General features: G+C 69.1%; 20 protein-coding genes and 1 tRNA gene. 12 read left to right on the forward strand and 9 right to left on the reverse strand.

Going from position 1 to position 21,495, the window contains the following annotated elements; translation table 11 throughout:
* The first annotated feature begins 14 nt into the window (after positions 1–14).
* The gene (locus ALSL_RS04990) at positions 15–2,078 is read left to right on the forward strand and encodes a hypothetical protein (RefSeq protein WP_425479006.1); all 2,064 of its coding nucleotides are present in this window, start codon (positions 15–17) and stop codon (positions 2,076–2,078) included.
* Positions 2,079–2,093: 15 nt separating this feature from the next.
* On the opposite strand, the gene greB is transcribed toward ALSL_RS04990, so the two are convergent.
* Positions 2,094–2,594 (reverse strand): transcription elongation factor GreB, encoded by a 501-nt coding sequence (gene greB / locus ALSL_RS04995; RefSeq protein ID WP_126537022.1) that lies wholly within the window; start codon positions 2,592–2,594, stop codon positions 2,094–2,096.
* Between the two features lie 142 nt (positions 2,595–2,736).
* Between greB and ALSL_RS05000 the strand changes: the two genes are divergently transcribed.
* Positions 2,737–4,236 (forward strand): transglycosylase SLT domain-containing protein, encoded by a 1,500-nt coding sequence (locus ALSL_RS05000; RefSeq protein ID WP_126537024.1) that lies wholly within the window; start codon positions 2,737–2,739, stop codon positions 4,234–4,236.
* Here ALSL_RS05000 and asd read toward each other — a convergent pair.
* The gene (gene asd / locus ALSL_RS05005) at positions 4,214–5,095 is read right to left on the reverse strand and encodes an archaetidylserine decarboxylase (RefSeq protein ID WP_126537026.1); all 882 of its coding nucleotides are present in this window, start codon (positions 5,093–5,095) and stop codon (positions 4,214–4,216) included. The genes ALSL_RS05000 and asd overlap by 23 nt on opposite strands.
* A 71-nt stretch (positions 5,096–5,166) precedes the next feature.
* On the opposite strand from asd, the gene prmB reads away from it, so the two are divergent.
* The 6 genes from prmB (at position 5,167) to ALSL_RS05035 (ending at position 11,534) form a co-directional block, all read left to right on the forward strand.
* Positions 5,167–6,087: a 50S ribosomal protein L3 N(5)-glutamine methyltransferase gene (gene prmB / locus ALSL_RS05010; RefSeq protein WP_126537027.1), complete on the forward strand. Its 921-nt coding sequence runs from the start codon at positions 5,167–5,169 to the stop codon at positions 6,085–6,087.
* Between the two features lie 15 nt (positions 6,088–6,102).
* A complete protein-coding gene (locus ALSL_RS05015) occupies positions 6,103–6,660 on the forward strand; it encodes a GNAT family N-acetyltransferase (protein WP_126537029.1) in 558 nt (185 codons plus the stop codon).
* Positions 6,661–6,691: 31 nt separating this feature from the next.
* A complete protein-coding gene (gene aroC, locus ALSL_RS05020) occupies positions 6,692–7,780 on the forward strand; it encodes a chorismate synthase (protein WP_126537031.1) in 1,089 nt (362 codons plus the stop codon).
* Between the two features lie 40 nt (positions 7,781–7,820).
* A complete protein-coding gene (locus ALSL_RS05025; protein ID WP_126537033.1) occupies positions 7,821–8,849 on the forward strand; it encodes an aspartate-semialdehyde dehydrogenase in 1,029 nt (342 codons plus the stop codon).
* The gene (locus ALSL_RS05030) at positions 8,849–9,103 is read left to right on the forward strand and encodes a hypothetical protein (RefSeq protein ID WP_126537035.1); all 255 of its coding nucleotides are present in this window, start codon (positions 8,849–8,851) and stop codon (positions 9,101–9,103) included. Before ALSL_RS05025 ends, ALSL_RS05030 begins: the two co-directional genes overlap by 1 nt.
* 142 nt (positions 9,104–9,245) lie before the next feature.
* A complete protein-coding gene (locus ALSL_RS05035; RefSeq protein WP_126537037.1) occupies positions 9,246–11,534 on the forward strand; it encodes a motility hub landmark protein FimV in 2,289 nt (762 codons plus the stop codon).
* A 151-nt stretch (positions 11,535–11,685) separates the two neighbouring features.
* On the opposite strand, the gene ALSL_RS05040 is transcribed toward ALSL_RS05035, so the two are convergent.
* A complete protein-coding gene (locus ALSL_RS05040; RefSeq protein WP_126537039.1) occupies positions 11,686–11,874 on the reverse strand; it encodes a type II toxin-antitoxin system antitoxin in 189 nt (62 codons plus the stop codon).
* A gap of 97 nt (positions 11,875–11,971) precedes the next feature.
* Positions 11,972–12,826: an SPFH domain-containing protein gene (locus ALSL_RS05045; RefSeq protein ID WP_126537041.1), complete on the reverse strand. Its 855-nt coding sequence runs from the start codon at positions 12,824–12,826 to the stop codon at positions 11,972–11,974.
* Between the two features lie 116 nt (positions 12,827–12,942).
* On the opposite strand from ALSL_RS05045, the gene purT reads away from it, so the two are divergent.
* Positions 12,943–14,124 carry a formate-dependent phosphoribosylglycinamide formyltransferase gene (purT, locus tag ALSL_RS05050; RefSeq protein WP_126537043.1) on the forward strand — a complete coding sequence of 394 codons (1,182 nt, stop codon included), beginning with the start codon at positions 12,943–12,945 and terminating at the stop codon, positions 14,122–14,124.
* A 125-nt stretch (positions 14,125–14,249) separates the two neighbouring features.
* On the opposite strand, the gene ALSL_RS05055 is transcribed toward purT, so the two are convergent.
* Positions 14,250–14,334 (reverse strand) — tRNA-Leu (locus tag ALSL_RS05055).
* Between the two features lie 202 nt (positions 14,335–14,536).
* Between ALSL_RS05055 and rnr the strand changes: the two genes are divergently transcribed.
* The 3 genes from rnr to ALSL_RS05070 are packed head-to-tail and all read left to right on the forward strand — an operon-like array spanning position 14,537 to position 18,032.
* Complete coding sequence (gene rnr, locus ALSL_RS05060) at positions 14,537–17,023, forward strand: ribonuclease R (protein ID WP_126537045.1); 2,487 nt, start codon at positions 14,537–14,539, stop codon at positions 17,021–17,023.
* Positions 17,020–17,766 (forward strand): 23S rRNA (guanosine(2251)-2'-O)-methyltransferase RlmB, encoded by a 747-nt coding sequence (gene rlmB / locus ALSL_RS05065; RefSeq protein WP_126537047.1) that lies wholly within the window; start codon positions 17,020–17,022, stop codon positions 17,764–17,766. Before rnr ends, rlmB begins: the two co-directional genes overlap by 4 nt.
* Positions 17,763–18,032, forward strand: a complete 270-nt coding sequence (locus tag ALSL_RS05070; RefSeq protein WP_126537049.1) for a CBU_0592 family membrane protein — start codon at positions 17,763–17,765, stop codon at positions 18,030–18,032. Before rlmB ends, ALSL_RS05070 begins: the two co-directional genes overlap by 4 nt.
* A 10-nt stretch (positions 18,033–18,042) precedes the next feature.
* Here the strand turns inward: ALSL_RS05070 and phoU are convergent, their stop codons facing one another.
* From phoU to pstC, 4 genes are read right to left on the reverse strand one after another with little or no spacing between them, the layout of a single operon-like run.
* Positions 18,043–18,774, reverse strand: coding sequence for a phosphate signaling complex protein PhoU (phoU, locus tag ALSL_RS05075; RefSeq protein ID WP_126537051.1), 732 nt, complete (start codon positions 18,772–18,774; stop codon positions 18,043–18,045).
* Between the two features lie 25 nt (positions 18,775–18,799).
* Positions 18,800–19,594 (reverse strand): phosphate ABC transporter ATP-binding protein PstB, encoded by a 795-nt coding sequence (gene pstB / locus ALSL_RS05080; RefSeq protein ID WP_126537053.1) that lies wholly within the window; start codon positions 19,592–19,594, stop codon positions 18,800–18,802.
* The gene (pstA, locus tag ALSL_RS05085) at positions 19,587–20,459 is read right to left on the reverse strand and encodes a phosphate ABC transporter permease PstA (protein WP_126537055.1); all 873 of its coding nucleotides are present in this window, start codon (positions 20,457–20,459) and stop codon (positions 19,587–19,589) included. Before pstA ends, pstB begins: the two co-directional genes overlap by 8 nt.
* Positions 20,456–21,469: a phosphate ABC transporter permease subunit PstC gene (pstC, locus tag ALSL_RS05090; RefSeq protein WP_126537057.1), complete on the reverse strand. Its 1,014-nt coding sequence runs from the start codon at positions 21,467–21,469 to the stop codon at positions 20,456–20,458. Before pstC ends, pstA begins: the two co-directional genes overlap by 4 nt.
* Positions 21,470–21,495: the final 26 nt, after the last annotated feature.

The raw sequence follows: 21,495 nt of genomic DNA on the forward strand, positions 1-21,495 counted from the left end.
ACTGCGGCCCCGGTATGGCCTTGAAGCGCATGCCGTATCGCGCCGGCGCCGGTCGGCACTGCCGGCACTGGCCACTTGGTGCAGCCGCCCTGCTGCTGTCGTGCCTCGGCGTGGCGCACGCCGAGGTGCATCTGCGCCGCGAAGGACTCAACCTCAACGTCTTCGTCCGACAGGACGCGGTGGCCGCACACCTGGTGCTGCGCGGCGGTTCCGAGCCGCGGCTGATGACCGTTTTCCCGGCCGGCAACAGCGGCGTGGCCGTCTGGTTCGAGCCGGTGCCCCGGGCGTTCGACTGGGCGCTGGCGGCGCCGGTGCAGCCGATCAGCCAGCCGGATGCCCATGGCCGGACGTTGCACGGCGTGCGCTTCCGGGTGCGGGCGAACGTGTCCGCATTGACCTTCCGCCGGGCGGTGCTGTCGAGCGTGCGCGTGTTGCGCGATTACCAGTCGCTTGGCCGCGTGCCGGCCGCGGTCGAGGCGCGACCGGTTGCTGCCGGCAGCGGCCTGCGCTGGGCCCGCGACCGACTCGACGGCGCGCCCGGTTACTGGCTCGAACTGCAGGTGCTCGAGGGACGCCTGCGTGATGGCCGCATCGTGGCCAGCCCGGCCGGGGCCATCACCCTCGAGGTGACCGCCGCCAGTGGCGAGCCGCCGTTGACGCCGCTGGCAGGCGCCGAGCTGCTGCAAAGGCCGGTGCAGGATGACGAGGCGGCGCGCGCGGCGCTGACATTCCTAAGCTACCGGGAAAAATTCCTGGCCGGTTCCTGGCGCTTCGATACGTATTTCGGCCGCGATACCTTGCTGTCGGTGCGTCTGCTGCTGCCGGCGCTGGCTCCGGCCGCCGTGGAAACCGGGCTGCGTTCGGTCCTGGAGCGCCTGTCCGCCCAGGGCGAGGTGGCTCACGAGGAGGACATCGGCGAATTCGCCATCCTCGACCACCGGCGCATCGACGGCAGCCTTTCGGCGGCCCCGGTGTACGACTACAAGATGATCGATACCGATCTCCTGCTCGCGCCGCTCGCGCAGGCGTGGTGGCTGGACGATGCCCGCGGCCGGTCGCGGGCGGCGGCGTTCCTGGCGGCGCCGCTGGCCGAAGGGAGGGCCGGCGAGGCCCTGATGCGCAATATCCGTCACGTGCTGCGCGAGGCCGCGCCCTTTGCCCGCGAGCCGAGCTTCGCCCATCTTCTCGCGCTCAAGGCGGGCATGGCGGTCGGCCAGTGGCGCGACAGCGAGGATGGCCTGGGCGGCGGGCGCTACCCGTACGATGTCAATGCCGTACTGATGCCGGCCGCCCTGCGGGCGATCCAGGCACTGGAACGCAGCGGCTTGCTCGCGCCCTATCTCACCGCCGAGGATCGCGCCGCATTCGCCGACCTGCCGCGCCTGATCGCGGTCTGGCAGCAGCAGGTGCGGCCGCTGTTCCTCGTCGGCTTGACCGATCGTGAGGCGCGGGCCGGCATCATCGCCCATGCCGCCGCCCGCGGCGTCCCTGCCGGGCCCGCCTTGCACGCCCTTGCCGCTGAAGGGGGCATGCGCTTCTACGCCCTCGCGCTGGATGCGCAAGGGCGGCCGGTGCCGGTCCAGCACAGCGACGTCGGCTTCGCACTGCTGTTCGACGATCCGCCGCCGGATGAGCTCATCCTCATCGCCGATACCCTGGTCCGCCCCTTCCCGGCGGGCCTGTTGACGCCCGCAGGCCTGCTGGTCGCCAACGCGGCGTGGGCGCCGGCGCCGATGGCCGCCCGCTTCGGTCCCGGTGCGTATCACGGTGAAGTGGTGTGGTCCTGGCAGCAGGCGCTGGCCGCGGCCGGATTCGCCAGTCAGCTCGCGCGGCCGGACCTGCCTGCAGCGATCCGGCATCGCCTGGGGCAGGCGCAGGCGTGTCTGTGGCAGGCCATCCGCGCCGGCGCAGACATGCGTGGCTCGGAATTGTGGTCCTGGCGATATGGCGATGGGCACTACCGCATCGCGCCGTTCGGCACGGGCGGCACCGATGCGGATGAGGCCAACGCGGCGCAGCTGTGGAGCACCGTGTACCTGGCCATCGCCCCGCCGTCCGGTGCGCCGGCCTGCCCGTGAGTCGTCGGCAGGGCGTCAGCCGTAGTGCACGTCGACGATGGCGAACGTCGCCTTCCCGCCCGGCAGGTCGGCCTCGAACTCGTCGCCCACCCGCTTTCTCAGCACCGCGCGGGCGAGCGGCGAGTCCACGCTGATCCAGCCCGCACGCGCATCGGTCTCGTCCGGGCCGACGATGCGGTAGCGCCGGCGCTCGCCGTTGGCCAGATGATCGATCTCGATCCAGGCGCCGAAGAACACCGCATCGCCGTCGGCCGGCACGCCATCGACCACCTTGAGCTTGGGGATGCGTTTGCCGAGATAGCGCACGCGACGGTCGATTTCGGCAAGCTGCTTCTTGCGGTAGGTGTACTCGGCGTTCTCCGAGCGGTCGCCCTCGGCCGCGGCGGCGGCCAGCGCCCTGACCACTTCCGGCCGTACCGCGTGCCATAGATGGTCGAGCTCGGCCTTGAGCTTCTCGAAGCCGGCGCGGGTGATGATCGCGGTGGAGGAGGGCGGAGGCGGGCGCCAGCGGCTCATGGGTCGGCAACGGCAGGACAGGCGTGGGGCGCGTATGTTGGCGATCGAGGCGCCTGGCGACAACCGCCTGCGCGGCGGTTGAGTCGGGGCCGGGCGAGGGATTAACTTGAAAGCGCTTTCCAGGGGTCTGCCAAGAGCCATGATGATGAAGCCCACCTTCGCGCGCACCTCGCCACGCTGGCTGACGGTGATGTTGTCCGGCCTGCTCTCGGCCTGTGCCGGCGGGGCGACCCGGCATGCCCCGGCTTCCGCCGAGCAGCTCTACGGCCGTCTGGACCAAGCCGGCAAGTCCTACGAGCTCGCCTTGCAGCAGGCCCGCGAGGGCCATGCGTCCGCGGCCGAAAAGACGCTCGACGCGGCACTCGATGAGCTCAAGGACGCCGCGGCGCGCTGTCCTGCCACCGCCGGCTGCGACCCGCAGCGGTTCTTCGCGGTGTTCGATCGCCTGCTCCGCCTCAAGGACGGCAGCTTCTTTGCCGGCGACGATGCGGACCTGGTCGGCGGCGGTCCGGAAGCCGGCCATACCGGCAGCGAGGTGTCGCCGGCGGCGGCCAGCCTGCCACAGGCGCAGCGCAGCGTGACCCTGCTGCGCGGACAGAAGCTTTCCGAGCTCATCGCCATGAACGGCCCGGTCAAGGCGGCGCTGGAGATGTGGCTCACCCAGTGGCGGCCCAATCTGATGGACGCCTGGGTCAACTACCAGTTCATGCGCTACCAGATGTGGCCGTCCTACCAGCAGGCGGAGCTTCCCGAGGCGCTGCTGTTCGGCATCCTGGCCAAGGAATCGGGCGGCAAGGTGCATGCGGTCTCGCGTGCCGGCGCCGCCGGGCCGCTGCAGTTCATGTATGCGACCGGGTTGCGCTTCGGGCTATCCAGCGACGGCGGCTTCGATCAGCGTTTCGATCCGGCGCTCGCGGCGCGCGCCAATGCCGAATATCTCGACGAGCAGCTCAAGGCCTTCAACAACAACCTGGAGCTGGTGCTGGCCGCCTACAACGGCGGCGAGGGCCGCATCCGGCGCATGGTCGGCGACGACCCCTCGGTGAGTCTGTACGACCCCAGGATCTACAACCAGCTCTCGCAGGAGACGCGCGAATACGTGCCGGCGGTCCTGGCGGCGGCGTGGCTGTTCCTGCATCCGGAGAGCTACAACCTGCGCTTCCCGAAGATCGAGGGCGCACCGGGCGAGATCGTGCTCAAGCGTCCCGCTTCGCTGACCGAGCTCACCGTGTGTCTGGGCTCGGCCGGCGGCATGTACGACGGCTGGTTCCGCACCCTGCGCAACCTCAACCCACGCTTCGATCCGCAGGCGCAGCAGCCGGCCGGCAGCCGTCTGGCCGTGCCCAAGGAGCTGGAAAAAGCCTATGCCGCGCGCTGTGTCGACGGCCCCTGGCCGATCCTGGCCGCCGACCTGCACCAGGCGGTGGTGCCGGCGGTGATCGAGACGCCATCGGCGGGCCGTCCGGGTGCCGCCCGGGTGGCCGCGCGCACGCGCAGCTACACGGTGCGCCGCGGCGACACGTTGTCGTCCATCGCCCATCGCAGCAGTTGCGCCAGCGTGCAGGATCTGGCCGAACTGAACGGCCTCGGCCGGCAGGCGCTGAAGCCAGGGCAGGTGCTCAGGCTGCCGGTGTGCCGTTGAGCTTGCCTGCCGGCGCGGGCGCAAGGCAGCGTCCCAGCCGGTTGCCGACCAGGATCTCTTGCTCGGGCGACAGCGCATCCAGCGCGACCCTGCCTTCGGGCAGCAGCACGATCACGGTCGAGCCCATGTTGAAGCGCCCCAGCTCGGCGAAGCGTTCGAGGCGGATCTCGCGATCGCGGAAACCGCGCCGCAGGATGCGGCTGGCATAGGGCGGGATGACCTGGCCATCCCAGACGGTGCTCACCGAGGACACCAGCAGCGCGCCGACCAGCACCACCGCGAACGGACCGTATTCGCCCTCGAAATGGCAGACCAGCCGTTCGTTGCGGGCGAAGAGGCGCGGGATGCCCTCCACCGCGAACGGCGCGACGCTGAAGAGGCGGCCGGGGACGTGCACGGTCTCGCGCAGGATGCCGGTGAGCGGCATGTGCACGCGGTGGTAGTCGCGCGGCGACAGATACACGGTGACGAAATGGCCGTCGCGGTAGGGCGCGGCCGCGGCCTCGTCGGCCAGGAGTTCGGCGGCGGTGTAGGTCTGTCCCTTGGCCTGCAGGATGCGACCGGCCTCGATGCGTCCGGCCTGGCTGATGCGGCCATCGGCAGGGCTGAGCAGTGCGAGCGGATCGAGGTCGGGGCGGCGCGCGTCCGCGCGCAGTGCGCGGGTGAAGAACGCGTTGAAGTGCGGATAGGCGCGCGGATCCGGTTGCACTGCCTGGCGCATGTCGATGCGGTAGCGGCGGATCACCAGAGCGATCAGCGCATCCTTCCACGGCCGCCAGGTCCAGCGCGTCGCCCAGTAGACCAGCCGCGACAGGGCGCGGTGCGGCAGCAGATATTGCAGGAGGAGATCGAGGCGCATCACGCCAGTATATCGGCCGGCTGCGTGACGCCGGCGGCTATACTCGCCGCCCTGCGCCGACGAGAGCCGCCGTGACCGCCGAACTTGCCACGCTGATCGACTTCATCCGTTACGCCGCCAGCCGGTTCGCCGCGGCCGGCCTCAGTTTTGGCCACAGCCACGACAATCCGCTCGACGAGGCGGTGCATCTGGTGCTGGCCAGCCTGCATCTGCCGCCCGATCTGCCGCCCGCCTACGCCGCCGGCCGGCTCACCGCGGAGGAACGCGAGCGCGTGCTCGGCCTGATCGAGCGGCGCATCGCCGAGCGCGTGCCGACGGCTTACCTGGTCGGCGAGGCCTGGTTCGCCGGGCTCAAGTTCAAGAGCGATCCGCGCGCGCTGGTGCCGCGCTCGCCGATCGCCGAGCTGATCGAGAGCGGTTTTTCGCCGTGGCTGGACGATCGCCGCGTCGAGCGGGCCCTGGACCTTTGCACCGGCTCGGGCTGCATCGGTATCGCGATGGCGGTGCATCAGCCTGATTGGCGGGTGGACATCGCCGACATCAGCGCCGAGGCGCTGGCGCTGGCACGCGAGAACATCGCCTTCCAGCACGTCGAGGACCGCGTCGAGGCGATCCAGTCCGATCTCTTTACCGGATTGGACGGGCGTCGCTACGACCTCATCGTCTCCAACCCGCCCTACGTCACCGAGGACGAGTACGCCGCGCTGCCGGGCGAGTACGCGCACGAGCCTCGGCTCGGCCTCACTGCCGGCGCGGACGGCCTGGACATCTGCCTGCGCATCCTCGCCGAGGCGCCGGCATACCTGACGGAGGACGGGCTGCTGATCGTCGAGGTCGGCGAGAGCGAACGCGCGCTCGGCGCCCTCCTGCCCGAGGTGCCGTTCGTGTGGATCGAGTTCAAGGTCGGGCCGATGGGCGTGTTCGCGATCGAGCGGCGCGACCTCGTCGAGCATGCGCCGGCGATACGCGCGGCGCTCGCCACGCGCCGCTGAGCCGGTCCCGGCGCGATGGAACTGCACACGTCGCGGCTGCGTATCGATGCCCTGCACGACGGCGATGTAGCGGCGCTGTTCGCCTACCGCGGCGATGCCGAAGTGGCGCGCTATCAGGGCTGGCGCCCGCAAAGCCTCGCGGAGGCTGCGGCCTTCATCGAACGGCAACGCGACGTCGTCTCCGGTATCGGCGGAGGCTGGCGGCCATTCGCGTTGCGTCTGCGCGACGGTGGCACCCTGGTCGGCGACCTTGGCCTGCATGTCGTCGACGACGCCACGGTCGAGCTCGGCATCACGCTGGCGCCCACATGGCAGGGTCAGGGGCTCGCCGGCGAGGCCATGCGCGCCATGCTGGCGCTGGCCTTCGAGGGCATGGGCATGCATCGCGCGATCGCTTCGGTCGATCCGCGCAATGTCCCCTGCGTGCGCATGCTCGAGCGCGTCGGCCTGCGCAAGGAGGCGCATTTTCGCGAAAGCCTGCGCTGGGGCGATGGCTGGGCCGACGATGCGATCTATGCGATGCTCGCGCGGGAGTGGGCATCGCATCGCGCGGCGGCGTACGATCGCGGTTAAGCTTCAGCGCTTCCCCGGCGAGCGCGTTTCCGTGTCCAGCAATTCCTTCGGCAAACTCTTCACCGTCACCACTTTCGGCGAAAGCCACGGTCCGGCGATCGGCGGCGTGGTCGACGGCTGCCCGCCCGGCCTGCCGCTGGAGCCGGCGATGTTCCTGCACGACCTCGAACGGCGCGCCACCGGCCGCAGCCGGCACACCTCGCAGCGGCATGAGGCGGACGAGGTGGAGATCCTCTCGGGCGTGTACGAGGGCCGCACCACCGGCACGCCGATCGCGCTTCTGATCCGCAACACCGACGCGCGCAGCAAGGACTACGCGGCCATCGCGCAGACCTTCCGCCCCGGCCACGCCGATTACACCTACTGGCACAAATACGGCATCCGCGATCCGCGCGGCGGCGGCCGCGCCTCGGCGCGAGAGACCACCGTGCGGGTGGCCGCCGGGGTGATCGCCAAGGCCTGGCTCGCCCGGCGTCACGGCGTGCGCGTGCGCGGCTATCTCGCCCAGCTGGGCGAGTTGGTGCCGAAAGGTTTCGACTGGGAAGCCGTGGAGCAGAACCCGTTCTTCTGGCCGCATGCCGCGCAGGTGCCGGAACTGGAACGCTACATGGACGCGTTGCGCAAGTCGGGCGATTCGGTCGGCGCACGCGTCAACGTGGTGGCCGAGGGCGTGCCGCCGGGCTGGGGCGAGCCCGTCTACGGCAAGCTCGACGCCGAGCTCGCCGCGGCGCTGATGTCCATCAACGCGGTCAAGGGCGTGGAGATCGGCGACGGTTTCGCGGCGGTGGGTCAGCGCGGCAGCGAGCATCGCGACGAATTGCAAATGGACGGCTTTACGTCCAATCACGCAGGTGGCATCCTGGGCGGCATCAGTACCGGTCAACCCATTCTGGCCTCCGCCGCCTTCAAGCCCACTTCCAGCATCCTCATTCCGGGTCGCAGCGTGGACATGGAAGGGCATGCCGTGGACGTGGTCACCAAGGGGCGGCATGACCCCTGCGTGGGCATCCGTGCCACGCCGATCGTCGAGGCGATGGTGGCACTGGTGCTGATGGATCAGGCCCTGCGTCACCGCGCCCAGTGCGCCGACGTGGGCGACATGGCGCCGCGCATCGCCTAACGGCGCGGCCTCTTCAACGCGACGTTTGCGGACTTTCACGATGAGCCTCAAAAGCAGTTATCGGGTGGCGATGGTCGGCGCCACCGGCGCGGTCGGCGAGACCCTGCTCGGCATCCTGGCCGAGCGCGACTTTCCGGTCGGCGAGCTGATTCCGCTGGCCAGCGAACGCTCCGCCGGCGGCAAGGTGCATTTCGCCGGCAAGGAACTCACCGTGCGCAACCTCGCCGATTTCGACTTCGCCGGCGTGGACATCGCGTTCTTCTCCGCCGGTGGCGCGGTCAGCCGCGAGCATGCGCCGCGGGCGGCGGCCGCCGGCGCGGTGGTGATCGACAACACCTCCGAGTTCCGCTACCAGGACGACATCCCGCTGGTGGTGAGCGAGGTCAACCCGCATGCCATCGCGCAATACGAAAACCGCGGCATCATCGCCAATCCGAACTGCTCGACCATGCAGATGCTGGTCGCGCTGGCGCCGATCCATCGCGCGGTGGGCATCGAGCGCATCAACGTGGCGACCTACCAGTCGGTGTCCGGCGCCGGCCGCTCCGGCATGGAAGAGCTCGGCCGGCAGACCGCGGCGCTGCTCAACTTCCAGGATGTCGAGGTGAGCAAGTTCCCCAGGCAGATCGCCTTCAACGTCATCCCGCACATCGACGAATTCCAGCCCAACGGCTATACCAAGGAAGAGATGAAGATGGTCTGGGAGACGCGCAAGATCCTGGAGGACGAGTCGATCCAGGTGAACCCGACGGCGGTGCGCGTGCCGGTGTTCTACGGTCATGCCGAGGCGGTGCACATCGAGACCCGCGACAAGCTCACCGCCGAGCAGGCGCGTGCGCTGCTGGAGGAGGCCGAAGGCGTGGTGGTGATCGACGAGCGCCGTGCCGGCGGCTATCCGACGCCGGTCGGTGACGCGGCCGGCAAGGATCCGGTCTACGTCGGCCGCATCCGCGAGGACATCTCGCACGATCGCGGTCTGGACCTGTGGATCGTCGCCGACAACATCCGCAAGGGCGCGGCACTCAATGCGGTGCAGATCGCCGAGCTCCTGATCCGGGATTACCGCTGATGCGTGGCGCGTGCGCGTTCTGCTTGCTGCTCGGCGCGGCCGCCGCCGTTTTCGCCGCCGATCGACCGGATGCGCAGGCCGCCGCCGGACAGGCGGCCGGCCGGTCCGCGGCGCAGGTGGCGGCGCTCGAGCACCGCGTGGCACAGGAAGAGGCCCGCAGCCGCGAGGCGCAACGGCGGTTGGCCGAACAGGATGCGCGGATCGCCGAGTTGAAGCGCCGGCTCGACGCCGCCGCCAAGACGCCGCAGAAATAAACGTTCGGGCAGGGTGACCCGGCGTACCACCTTCGCTATTGTTGCGTGGCATCGATATGCCTAAAGTGGCGCACGCCACGCGATGCGCCTTGACCGGCGCGCGCACAATAAAAACCGCAAGGCCAGGGGTGGGGAAATGCGCATGAACCGTTCTTTGAAGCTGGCGCTGCTCGTCGCGCTCGCGTTCGGTGGTGGCCCAGCCATGGCGCTGGAGCTGGGTCAGATCCAGGTCAAGTCCGCGCTCGGACAGCCCCTGGTGGCCGAGATTCCGCTGCGCGACGTCACCCCGCAGGAACTGCGCGGCCTGAATGCGCAGCTGGCTCCGCCGGAGGCCTTTGCCCGTGCCGGTGTCAGCGCCGGCGTGCCGAGCGTGCCGCTCAATTTCAGCGTCGTGGATGGTCCGCAAGGCAAGGTCATCCGCATCACCAGCGAGCAGCCGGTCAACGATCCCTATCTCGACCTGCTGGTGCAGGTCGACGCGGCTGGCAACCGGACCGTGCACGAATACACCCTGCTGCTCGATCCGCCTGGAGGCGCGCAACCGCTGCCCGTTCACGCGCAGGACACCCCGCGCGTCGCGCAGACGCAGCCGATGGCTGCCCGACCGGCAGAGCCTTCCACGGCCCGCCCGTCCGTACCTGCCGGCAGCGCCGCGACCGGTAGGCCGGCTTCCGGACGCTATGGGCCGGTAACGCGCGGTCAGACCCTGAGCGAGATCGCCCGCGCCACCGCGCCGGCCGGCGCCGACATCAGCCAGATGATGCTCGCGCTCAAGAGGGCCAATCCGGAGGCGTTTTACCGCGACAACATCAATGCCCTGAAGGCCGGCGCGGTGTTGCGCGTGCCGGACGATGCACAGGTCCGGGCCACGGCGGTCTCAGCCGCGCTGGCCGAAGTGCGTCGGCAAAACGAGGCCTGGCGCAGTGACCGAGCCGCCACCGCGGTGGCCGCCGGCGCGCGCAGCTCTCCCGCCGCCGGCGATCATGGCCATGCCGACGATGCGCTGGACCGGCTCGCGCTGGTGCCCGCGCGGCAGGGTGGGGCCGGCACCGGCGTACACGGCACCGATCGCGACGAGCTCGCCCGCAACCGCGAGGCGCTCACGGCGCTCCAGCAGCAGGACGAGGAATTGAAATCCCGCCTGAAGGACCTGGAAGAGATCAATGCCAGGAACGCCCGCCTGCTGGCGCTGAAGGACAACGAGATCGCCGAGCTGCAGCAGAAGCTGGCCGCGATCCGGCAGGCTGTGCCTCCGGCAGCGGCGACGAGTACCCCCAAGACGGCGGCTGCGACACCGTCGGCAACGACAACGGCGCCCGTCGCCGCCCCCGCCGCGAATGCAAGCGTCGCCCAGGCCGCGCGGACACCCGCACCGGTTCCGGCCTCCGCCGCGACGGCGGCGGCCAAGTCACCGGCTTCCGTCGCCGCGACGCAGCCCTCGAGCGGGAGCGCGCCGGCAGCCAAGGCTGCACCCAGTCAAGCGAAGCCGGCGCTCCGGCCGGCAGCACCCGCCGCCGCGGATGAGCCGTGGTACATGCGCCCCTGGGCGATGGGCCTGGCCGGCGTGGCGGTGGTCGCGCTCGCGCTGGCCGGTCTGGTCGCCAGGCGGCGCAAGCCGGCTGCCGCGCCGGTGGCGCCGCGCTCGCTCGCCGAGCATTTCGATGATGCATCGGCCGACGCGGAACAGGATGCCGATCAGGCGGCCCTGCTCGATGCGCTTTCCGCGCATCCGGATGACGTCGGCCTGCACCTGGAACTGGTCAGCCTTTATTACAGCCGGCGCGACGTGGAACGGTTCGAGGCCGCGGCGGAGGCGATGTATGCCCACGTCACCGATCCGGAGCAGCCCGAGTGGCAGGACGTGCTGGCCATGGGCCGCGACCTGGCCCCGGGGCATCCGCTGTTCGCCGCGCCACCCGCACGGTCCGCCTTTTCCGAAGTGGCCATGGCCGAGCGCGCGGCAGACGCGGCAAGCCATGCCGAGGTGCCGCCGGGAGAGACCCGATCGACGACCGACACCCCGGCCGCCGGGCCGGTGCAAGACGCCACGCTATCCCCCACGCCGCCGGTTTCCGAATCCGCGCCGCAGAGGCCGCTCAGCGAATACCACTTCGACTTCCGTTTGACGCCGACGCCCGTGGGAACCGCGACCCGGTCCGAGCAACGCCCGGCCGCGGAAGCAGCGCATGGCGAGCGCGACGGCGCGCAGGATGCCAAAGACCGCGGCTGGCAGGCGGAAGAAGCCACGGACGACTATGCCGAACTAACCGGCTTCAGCGACGATCCGGTCGACACCAAGCTCGACCTGGCGCGTGCCTATCTCGACATGGGCGATGCGGAAGGCGCCCGCGCCATGCTCGAGGAAGTGCTGGAGGAAGGCAGTCAGATGCAAAAGGACGTGGCCAGGAAGCTGCTTGCCGACGTGCATTGATCCGCGTCGCCGCACGCGCCACCGTCCAGCGCGGTTACGCGTTGCAGACACTGGGCATGGCTGAACGCCAGCCACGCGGCGGCAGCCGGGGGGAACGCTCATCCTCACGCATCCCTACCAGGCGCGGCATGGCTTGGCGGGACAGGCCGCATCATTTTTTCTGTGACTGCCGGCGCCCGTCGCGCTCATCCGGCGCCAGCCGGCCGGCCTTGCGCAGGGCCTCGCGCAGCACGTACTCGATCTGCGCGTTGAGACTGCGCAGCTCGTCCTCCGACCAGCGCTGCATCGCGTTGAGCACCGTGGCGCTGATGCGCAGCGGATAGGCTTTCTTCTCCGCCATGAGTTCCGTCAATGGTGGCGTCGGCGCGCAGCCACGGCAACGATGAAGACGATAAGAACGACGCCGACAGCGGTAATGGTCACGGGTATTTCTTCGCTCAGTTGTACAGGGTGCCGGCGTTGACCACCGGCTGGGTGTTGCGGTCGCCGCACAGTACGACCAGCAGATTGCTCACCATCGCCGCCTTGCGTTCTTCGTCGAGCTCGACCACGCCCAGGCTGTGCAGACGATCCAGCGCCAGCGCCACCATGCCCACGGCGCCTTCGACGATGCGCTCGCGCGCCGCGACCACGGCACTGGCCTGCTGGCGCTGCAGCATGGCCTGGGCGATCTCCGGCGCATAGGCCAGGTGACTGATGCGCGCCTCGATCACCCGCACGCCGGCCTTGTCCAGCCGTGCCTGGATCTCGTCGCGCAGATGGTTGTTGATGATTTCACCGTGGCTGCGCAGTGCGGGCTTGCCGTCGTCGTGTGCGTCGTAGGGATAGTTCTGCGCCATCTGCCGCAGCGCGGATTCACTCTGGATGTGCACGAAGTTTTCGTAATCGTCCACGCAGAACACCGCCTCGGCAGTGTCCAGCACCTGCCAGACGACCACCGCGCCGATCTCGATCGGATTGCCGTCGTGGTCATTGACCTTGAGCTTGCCGCTTTCGAAGTTGCGCACCCGCAGCGACACCCTGCGACGGGCGCAGAAGGGATTGGTCCAGCGCAGGCCTTCCTCGCGCACCGTGCCGGCATATTTGCCGAACAGCTGCAGTACCTGGCCTTCGTTGGGTGCGACCTGGAAGAAGCCCTTGGTGCACAACAGCAGGACCAGCCACAGCGCGATGGCGACGGGCGCGGCACCGCCGCGCACCTGCAGAAACAGATAGGCGCCCACCAGTGCCAGCACCAGCCAGCATGCGACGAAAGGCACGCCGGCGATGGAAAAACCCTTGCGTTCGTTCATGGCGATTCTCCCGATTCTGCCCGTCATTTGATATCAATTTGATATACAAAGCAACGGCGGCCGCGTCGCCGGACAGGCATGCCCTACAATCGCGTTTTGCGCCCGCGGAACGGAACATGAAGCCCATCGGCACCCCGCATACCGACCACGCCCTGCGCGTGCTGCTCCTCGGCGCGGGCGAGCTCGGCAAGGAAGTGGCGATCGAATTGCAGCGGCTCGCGGTCGAAGTGATCGCGGTGGACCGCTACCCCGGCGCGCCGGCCATGCAGGTCGCCCATCGCAGCCATGTGGTCGACATGCTCGACGGCGCCGCGCTGCGCCGCTTGATCGAATCCGAACGCCCGGATCTCGTGGTGCCTGAAATCGAGGCGATCCACACGCCGACGCTGGTCGAGCTGGAAAGGCAGGGCATCGAGGTGATCCCCACCGCGCGCGCCACGCGGCTGACCATGGACCGCGAGGGCATCCGTCGGCTCGCCGCCGAGGAACTCGGCCTGCCGACCTCGCCCTACCGTTTCTGCGACAGCGAAGCGGAACTTCGCCAGGCCGCCGCGAGCCTCGGTCTGCCGCTGGTGGTCAAGCCGGTGATGAGCTCATCGGGCAAGGGCCAGAGCGTGGTGCGCGCGGCGGACGACCTCGCCCGCGCCTGGGATTATGCACAGGCCGGCGGCCGCGCCGGGCAGGGGCGGGTGATCGCCGAGGGCTTCGTCGATTTCGATTACGAGATCACCCTGCTCACCGTGCGTCACAAAGGCGGTACCCATTGCTGCGCACCGATCGGCCACCGCCAGGAGGCGGGTGACTATCGCGAGTCCTGGCAGCCGCAGCCGATGAGCGCGCCGGCGTGGATCGAGGCGCAGCGTCAGGCCACGGCGATCACCGCCGCGCTCGGCGGCCGCGGCGTGTTCGGCGTGGAGTTCTTCGTCAAGGGCGATGCGGTGATCTTCTCCGAGGTCAGCCCGCGACCGCACGATACCGGCCTGGTCACGCTGATCTCGCAGGACCTGTCCGAATTCGCGTTGCACGTGCGCGCGATCCTCGACCTGCCGATTCCGGCGATCCGCCAGCTCGGTCCGTCGGCGTCCTGCGCGGTGCTGGTGGAAGGTCACGGCCGCGCGCCGCGCTATCACGGCGTGGCCGATGCGCTGGCCGAGCCCGACACCCAGCTGCGCATTTTCGGCAAGCCCGAGGTGCAGGGCCGCCGGCGCATGGCGGTGACGCTGGCGCGCGATGTGGACGTCGAGGCGGCCAAGGCCAAGGCGATCCGCGCGGCCTGCCGGCTTAAGGTCGAGCTCTGAAGCCTCGGCGCCATCGATACGCAAGCCTTGCACTGGTGTTTTCGAGTGTCCGCGGCCAGTACCGCCTTGAGGATCCGTGCGCGCAAAAAAACGAAGCCCGCCGGGTGGCGGGCTTCGTCTACAATTGGTGCCCAGGAGAGGACTCGAACCTCCACGGTTTTACCCGCTAGTACCTGAAACTAGTGCGTCTACCAATTCCGCCACCTGGGCCGGTGGTCGCGTCGACGATGCCGACGCGAGCCCTCTAGATTAGATAGCTGGCGCGAGCGTGTCAACCGCAAGGGTTTAAGATGCGCGCGACCGCGCCCCCCGAGAACTGATTCCAAGGATTGATGTGACTTCCAACAAAAAAAACCACGATTCGCGCCGTGCCGCGTCCCGCCGTCGCGGCCGTGCGCAAGCCGATGCCGCCGTGCGCGATCCTTTCGCCGAACGCGAGGCGCAGCGCTATGAAAACCCCATCCCGAGCCGGGAGGCTATCCTCGCGCTGCTGGAGGCGCGCGCCGAGCTCCTGAGCGAGGCCGACATCGCCGCCGCTCTCGGTATCGACGATGCGGAGCGTCAGGCCGCGTTGCACAAGCGCCTGCAGGCGATGGTGCGCGACGGCCAGCTGCTGCTGGGCCGGCGTGGCGGCTATGCGCCGGTGCGCAAGCTCGACCTCATCAGCGGTGTCGTACTGGCCAATGCCGAGGGCTACGGTTTCCTGCGTCCGGACGCGGGTGGCGACGATCTCTATCTTTCCCCGCAGCAGATGCGCGCGGTGCTGCATGGCGACCGCGTGCTGGCCAGCGTGGTCGGCATCGATCGCCGTGGTCGCCGGCAAGGCGCCATCGTCGAGGTGCTGCAGCGCCGGCCACCGCGCCTGGTCGGGCGGGTGGTTACCGAAAACGGCGTCACCGTGGTCGTGCCCGATGATCGCCGGCTGCACCAGGACGTGCTGATTCCGCCCGATCGCGCTCAGGGCGTGCGCAACGGCCAGATCGTGGTGGCCGAGATCACCGACCCGCCGACGCCCTACCGTGGGCCGATCGGCCTCATCCGCGCCGTGCTCGGCGAGCGGCTGCAGCCTTCGTTGCTGGTGGACATGGCCATCGCCAGTCATGGGCTGCCCCATGTGTGGCCGGAGGAAGTCCTGCGCGAGGCGGCCCAGGTACCGACCGAGGTCGGTGCCGTCGAGCGCGAGGGACGGGTCGATCTGCGCACGGTACCGCTGGTCACCATCGATGGCGCCGATGCGCGCGATTTCGACGATGCGGTCTATGCCGAGCCGCGTCGCGGCGGCGGCTGGCGGCTGCTGGTGGCGATCGCGGACGTCTCGCACTACGTGCCGGTCGACAGCGCGCTGGACAAAGAAGCCTACGAGCGCGGCACCTCGGTCTATTTCCCGGGTTTCGTGGTGCCGATGCTGCCCGAGTCGCTTTCCAACGGCATCTGTTCGTTGAATCCCAAGGTCGAGCGCCTGTGCATGGTCTGCGAGATGCAGGTGGACGCGCAGGGCGAGGTGACCCGCGCCAAGTTCTATCCGGCGGTGATGCGCTCGCATGCGCGGCTCACCTACGACCGGGTCTGGCAGGCGATCGGCCTTGGCGATCCCGACGCGCGGCACGAGTTGGCCGACGTGCTGGTGCATCTGGAAAACCTGCACGCGCTCTACCGGGCGATGGCCGCGCAGCGGCGCCGGCGCGGCGCGATCGATTTCGAGACGCCGGAAGTCAAATTCAGGCTGGATGCCCGCGGTGAAGTGCAGGCGGTCGGCTCGGATGAGCGCAACGACGCGCACAAGCTGATCGAGGAGTGCATGATCGCCGCCAACGTGCAGGCGGCGAAGTTTCTGGAGCGCAAGAAAATCCCGGCCCTGTTTCGCGTGCATGAGCCGCCGCCGGCGGAGAAATACGAGGACCTGCGTGCCTTCCTGCGCGAGTTCAAGCTGCGCCTGCCGCCGCTCGAGGAGGTCACGCCGGGCGATTTCGCCGCGCTGCTGCGCAAGGTGCAGGATCGTCCGGAACGCGAGTTGATCCAGTCGGTGCTGCTGCGCGCGCAGAGCATGGCCGCCTACCAGCCGGAGAACCGCGGCCATTTCGGCTTGGCCCTGGATGCCTACGCGCACTTCACTTCACCGATCCGGCGTTATCCGGACCTGCTCGTGCATCGCGCGATCCGCTACGCGCTCGCCGGCGGCAAGCCGTCGGCCTACGTCTACACGCCGGCGGTGATGGCCGCGATGGCGGTGCATCTTTCCCAACGTGAGCGGCGCGCCGAGGAGGCCGAGCGCGACGTCGACGAGCGCTTCAAGTGCGCCTGGCTGGCCAAGCACGTGGGCGAGGAGTTCGATGGCACGGTGACCGGTGTCACCTCGTTCGGCTTGTTCGTGGAGCTCGACGCTTCCAAGGTGTCCGGCCTGGTGCACATCAGTCAGCTCGCCAACGACTACTACCATTTCGATCCACAGCGGCATCTGCTGCAGGGCGAGCGCACCGGCGCCCAGTATCGACTCGGTGATCACGTGCGCGTGCAGGTGCTGCGGGCGAGCCTGGAGGAACGCAAGATCGATTTCCGCCTCGTCGCCCGGCGCGACGAGGCATCCCCGCCGCCGGGGGCCAAGGGTTTCGTGCCGCCGCGCAGCGAGCGTGCCTATGACAAGGCGGGCTCGACGCCGCGTTCTGCGCTGCCGGCGCTGCCGGAGCCACCGGCGGCGGCCGACAGCCGCGGTGCGAAGCCGTCGACACGCAAGGGTGGCGCACCGGGTCCGCGCCGGCAGGCCGGGGCCGTGCCCAAAGCCGCTGCGCGGCCAAAGACGCGTGGCGCCGCCAAGGCCGAGACGCGGCCGTCGTCGCCGTCTGGCCAGAAACGGCCCGGCGGCCGCGCCGCGGGCCGGCGTAGCCGCAAGGACCGTTCGTGAACGTGCACTGGATCGTCGGCGTCCATCCGGTCGCCGGCGCGCTGGACAACGACCCCGCACGGGTGCGCGAGGTGCTGGTCGAACAGGGGGCGCGCAACGCGCGTGTGCAGCAACTGGCCGAACGCGCCCGGACGCTCGGCATTCCCGTGCACACGCGAGCGCGCGAGCAGCTCGACCGGCTGGCCGGGAACGCCAGGCATCAGGGCATCGCCATCCACTACGAGGCACCGCCCACGCTGGACGAGGCGGCGCTCGAGGCGGCGGTCGATGCGGCAGGGCAGGGCGCCCTGGTGCTGGTCCTGGATGGCGTCACCGATCCGCACAACCTGGGCGCCTGCCTGCGCAGCGCCGCCGCGGCCGCTGCCACCGCGGTGGTGGTGCCCAAGGATCGCGCGGCCGGGCTCACCCCGGTGGCACGGCGCGCCTCGGCCGGCGGCGCCGAACGGGTGCCGCTCGCCACCGTCACCAATCTCGCCCGTACGCTGCGCGAGCTCAAGCAACGCGGGGTGTGGATCACGGGGCTGGCCGGCGATGCGCCGCGCACGATCTACGAGACGGATTTTACCGGGCCGCTGGCCCTGGTGCTCGGCAGCGAGGGCGAAGGCATGCGGCGACTGACCCGCGAGGCCTGCGATTTCCTGGCCCGCATCCCGATGCCGGGCGCGATGGAGAGCCTGAACGTTTCCGTGGCGACCGGCGTCGTATTGTTCGAGGCCTTGCGTCAACGAGGAGTCGCGCGATGACCACCACGCTCTACTGGTACGACTGGGCCGGCTATGCCGGTGTCGCGCTGGTGCTGCTGGCCTTTCTGCTGCTGCAGGCGCGCAAGCTGGACGGATACGGGCTGGCCTATCAGCTCATGAACGTGCTCGGCGCCGCCGGCGTCGCGCTGTCGTTGCTGTTCGGCAGCTTCAACTGGCCGGCCTTCCTGCTCGAGCTGGCCTGGATCGCGATCGGTCTCTACGGCATCGTGCGCGGCGTGCGCACGCGCCGCCTCGGGCGGCAGTGAATCGGCGATCTCAGTTCTTGTTGCCGAGGTGCGGCAGCTCGGGGCTGGAGGTGAAATCGCGCTTGCTGCGCTGCGCGTTCAGCGGCTCGCCGTACACCTGGAACCAGACGCTCTCGGCGATGTTGGTGGCGTGGTCGCCGATGCGCTCGATGTTCTTGGCCATGAACAAGAGATGCGTGCACGGGGTGATGTTGCGCGGATCTTCCATCATGTAGGTGAGCAGCTGGCGGAAATAGCCGGTATAGGCCTCGTCCAGCTCGGCATCGTTCTGCCAGACTTCGTGCGCGCGCTCGGCGTCGCGATCGCGATAGGCGGCCAGCACGTCGCGCACCTCGGTGGCGGCCAGTTCGGCGAGATAAGTGAGGCCGCTGGCGGCGGCGATGGGCGCCACCATCGACAGCGGAATGGAGCGCTTGGCGACGTTGGCGGCGTAGTCGCCGATGCGTTCGATGTCGGCGGCGATGCGCAGCGCCGCGAACACGTTGCGCAGGTCGCCCGCCATCGGCGCGCGCAGGGCGAGAAGTCGCACCACGTCGTGGCTGATCTCCTGCTCGAGCTGGTCGATCACCTCGTCGTTGGCCACCACGCGCTGCGCGGCGCGTTCGTCGCGGCGCTCGACCACGTCGATCGCGGCTTCCAGCTGACCGACCGCCAGCTCGCCCATGCGGACGATCTCGCCGGTGAGCCGGGCCAGCTCCTCGTCATAGCTCTTGATGATGTGCTCTTTGTTCGGTCCGCTCATGGCCGTTCTCGATGAAGTGGAGGCATCAGCCGAAACGGCCGGTGATGTAATCCTCGGTCTGTTTCTTGCCGGGCTTGGTGAAGATCTTCTCGGTGCTGTCGAACTCGATCAATTCGCCCAGATACATGAAGGCGGTGAGATCGGACACCCGCGCCGCCTGCTGCATGTTGTGGGTGACGATGACGATGGTGTACGCGTGCTTGAGCTCCTCGATGAGCTGCTCGATGCGCCCGGTGGCGATCGGGTCGAGCGCCGAGGTCGGCTCGTCCAGCAGCAGCACCTCGGGACGCAGCGCAATGGCGCGGGCGATGCACAGACGCTGCTGCTGGCCGCCGGACAGCCCGAGCGCGCTCTGTTTGAGCTTGTCCTTCACCTCGTCCCACAGCGCCGCGCTGCGCAGCGCCTGTTCGACGCGGGCGTCCATCTCGGCGCGCGACAAGCGTTCGTGATGGCGGATGCCATAGGCGACGTTCTCGTAGATCGTCATCGGGAACGGCACCGGTTTCTGGAACACCATGCCGACCTTGCTGCGCAGCCGGTTGAGCGAATAGTGCGGGTCGAGGATGTTCTCGCCGTCGAGTTCGACCACGCCCTTGGCTTCCAGCTTGGGATAGATCGCGTAGATGCGGTTGAAGATGCGCAGCAAGGTCGACTTGCCGCAGCCGGAGGGGCCGATGATCGCAGTCACCCGCTTTTCCGGGATGTCCATGCTGATGCCTTTCAGCGCATGGAAACCCTGGTAGTAGAAATGCAGGTCGCGCACCTTGAGCTTGGGCTCCGCGGCCGGCACGGCTGCGGTCGCGAGGGCGGGCTCAGTCATGGGTCACCTTGTTGCGGGCGAGGAGCAGGCGCGAGGCAAGGCTGAGCAGCAGCACGAACATCGTCACCACGAAGGCGCCGGCCCAGGCCAGCGCGTGCATCGCCTCGCCCGGATCGTTGGCGTACTGGTAGATCACCTGCGGCAGGCTGGCCATCTTGTCGAAGGGATTGAACACCATGTAATTGTTGCCGAAGGCGGTGAACAAGAGCGGCGCGGTCTCGCCGCTGATGCGCGCCAGCGCGAGCAATACGCCGGTGATCACCCCGGCGCGGGCGGCGCGCAGCAGGATCTGCACGGTCATCTTCCACTGCGGGATGCCGAGCGAGAGTGCCGCCTCGCGCAGCGTGGAGGGCACCAGCCGCAGCATCTCGTCGGTGGTGCGCACGATCACCGGCAACGCGATGAGCGCCAGCGCGACGCCGCCGGCGGCGCCCGAGAAGGTGATGTTGCCGTGGGTCAGCGCGGTGCTCGGCAACACCACGATGGTGTAGACGAACAGGCCGAGCACGATCGAAGGCGCGGACAGCAGGATGTCGTTGAGGAAACGCACCGCCTCGCCGAGCCGGCTGCGGTTGGCGTATTCGGCAAGCCAGGTGCCGGCCAGCACGCCGATCGGCGCGGCGAGGGCGATGCCGATGGCATCGATGATCAGGCTGCCGACCATCGCGTTGGCCAGGCCGCCGTCGGCGCCGTAAGCGGTGATGCGGGTGAACAACTTGAGGTCGAGCGCGGCGATGCCCTGGCGCAGCGTCTCCCACAGGATCCAGGCCAGAAAACCCAGGCCCAGCAGGGTGGCCAGGCCGCTGGCGAGCAGGGCCAGCGCATTGCGGGCGCGCCGGCGCAGGTAGAGCCAGTCCGCGTTCATCGGTTGCCCTCGCGGAAGGCGAGCCGGCGCAGCATCCAGCGCGCCGCCAGCAGCACGAAGAAGGTGACCACGAACAGCAGGAAAGCCAGCGCCATCAGCGCCGATTTCTGCAAGCCCACCGCCTCGCTGAACTGGTTGGCGATGGTGGAGGCGATCGAGGCGCCGGGGTCGAGCAGCGAGGGCGACAGCCGCAATGTGTTGCCGAGCACGAAGGTCACCGCCATGGTTTCGCCGAGCGCGCGGCCGAGCCCGAGGAAGATGCCGCCGATCACCGCCGAGCGGGTGTAGGGCAGCACGATGTCCCAGGCCACCTCCCAGGTGGTCGAGCCGAGCGCGTAGGCCGATTCCTTGAGCCGCGTGGGTACCGTCTGGAACACCTCGCGCATCACCGAGGAGATGAACGGGATGATCATCACCGCCAGCACGATGCCGGCGGTGAGTACGCCGGCGCCGAACGGATAGTCGGTGCCGAACAGCTTGCCGATGAAGGGCACGTGCGCGGCGATCCACGACAGCTGGCCGTCGTCGGGCTTGTCGCCCAGGTGGTTGGTGAAGAACGGCTTGATGTGTTCGGCGAAGAACGGCGCGAAGATGAACAGCCCCCACATGCCGTAGATGATCGACGGGATGCCGGCGAGCAGCTCGATCGCCGAGGCGACCGGCGTGCGCAGCCAGGCCGGCGCCACCTCCGACAGATACAGCGCGATGCCGAAGCTCATCGGCACGGCCAGCACGAGCGCGATCACCGAGGTGACCACGGTGCCGTAGACCGGCACCAGCGCGCCATAGACGTCGTTGCCCGGGTCCCAGGCGTCGCTGACCAGGAAATGCCAGCCGAAGGTGGCGAACGCCTGCCGGCCGCCCCACAGCGTCGCACCGGCCGCGCCGATGAGCGAGGCCAGCACCAGCAGCGCACAGACCTTGAGCAGCCGCGCGAACCAGCGGTCGTTGCGGGCATCGCGCAGGTCGCGGCGATCGGCCTGGGCCGGCGGGGTGGCCTGGTGGGACATGCGGTCGGCTGGACTCGAAAGGGAGG

The organism is Aerosticca soli (assembly GCF_003967035.1).
Lineage (GTDB): Bacteria > Pseudomonadota > Gammaproteobacteria > Xanthomonadales > Rhodanobacteraceae > Aerosticca > Aerosticca soli.

Bases quoted from the DNA above. Each gene is read 5' to 3' on its own strand.
- ALSL_RS04990 (WP_425479006.1), top strand. From the start codon at position 15: ATGGCCTTGAAGCGCATGCCGTATCGCGCCGGCGCCGGTCGGCACTGC.
- greB (WP_126537022.1), bottom strand. From the start codon at position 2,594: ATGAGCCGCTGGCGCCCGCCTCCGCCCTCCTCCACCGCGATCATCACC.
- ALSL_RS05000 (WP_126537024.1), top strand. From the start codon at position 2,737: ATGATGAAGCCCACCTTCGCGCGCACCTCGCCACGCTGGCTGACGGTG.
- asd (WP_126537026.1), bottom strand. From the start codon at position 5,095: ATGCGCCTCGATCTCCTCCTGCAATATCTGCTGCCGCACCGCGCCCTG.
- ALSL_RS05015 (WP_126537029.1), top strand. From the start codon at position 6,103: ATGGAACTGCACACGTCGCGGCTGCGTATCGATGCCCTGCACGACGGC.
- ALSL_RS05025 (WP_126537033.1), top strand. From the start codon at position 7,821: ATGAGCCTCAAAAGCAGTTATCGGGTGGCGATGGTCGGCGCCACCGGC.
- ALSL_RS05030 (WP_126537035.1), top strand. From the start codon at position 8,849: ATGCGTGGCGCGTGCGCGTTCTGCTTGCTGCTCGGCGCGGCCGCCGCC.
- ALSL_RS05035 (WP_126537037.1), top strand. From the start codon at position 9,246: ATGAACCGTTCTTTGAAGCTGGCGCTGCTCGTCGCGCTCGCGTTCGGT.
- ALSL_RS05040 (WP_126537039.1), bottom strand. From the start codon at position 11,874: ATGGCGGAGAAGAAAGCCTATCCGCTGCGCATCAGCGCCACGGTGCTC.
- ALSL_RS05045 (WP_126537041.1), bottom strand. From the start codon at position 12,826: ATGAACGAACGCAAGGGTTTTTCCATCGCCGGCGTGCCTTTCGTCGCA.
- purT (WP_126537043.1), top strand. From the start codon at position 12,943: ATGAAGCCCATCGGCACCCCGCATACCGACCACGCCCTGCGCGTGCTG.
- ALSL_RS05070 (WP_126537049.1), top strand. From the start codon at position 17,763: ATGACCACCACGCTCTACTGGTACGACTGGGCCGGCTATGCCGGTGTC.
- phoU (WP_126537051.1), bottom strand. From the start codon at position 18,774: ATGAGCGGACCGAACAAAGAGCACATCATCAAGAGCTATGACGAGGAG.
- pstB (WP_126537053.1), bottom strand. From the start codon at position 19,594: ATGACTGAGCCCGCCCTCGCGACCGCAGCCGTGCCGGCCGCGGAGCCC.
- pstA (WP_126537055.1), bottom strand. From the start codon at position 20,459: ATGAACGCGGACTGGCTCTACCTGCGCCGGCGCGCCCGCAATGCGCTG.
- pstC (WP_126537057.1), bottom strand. From the start codon at position 21,469: ATGTCCCACCAGGCCACCCCGCCGGCCCAGGCCGATCGCCGCGACCTG.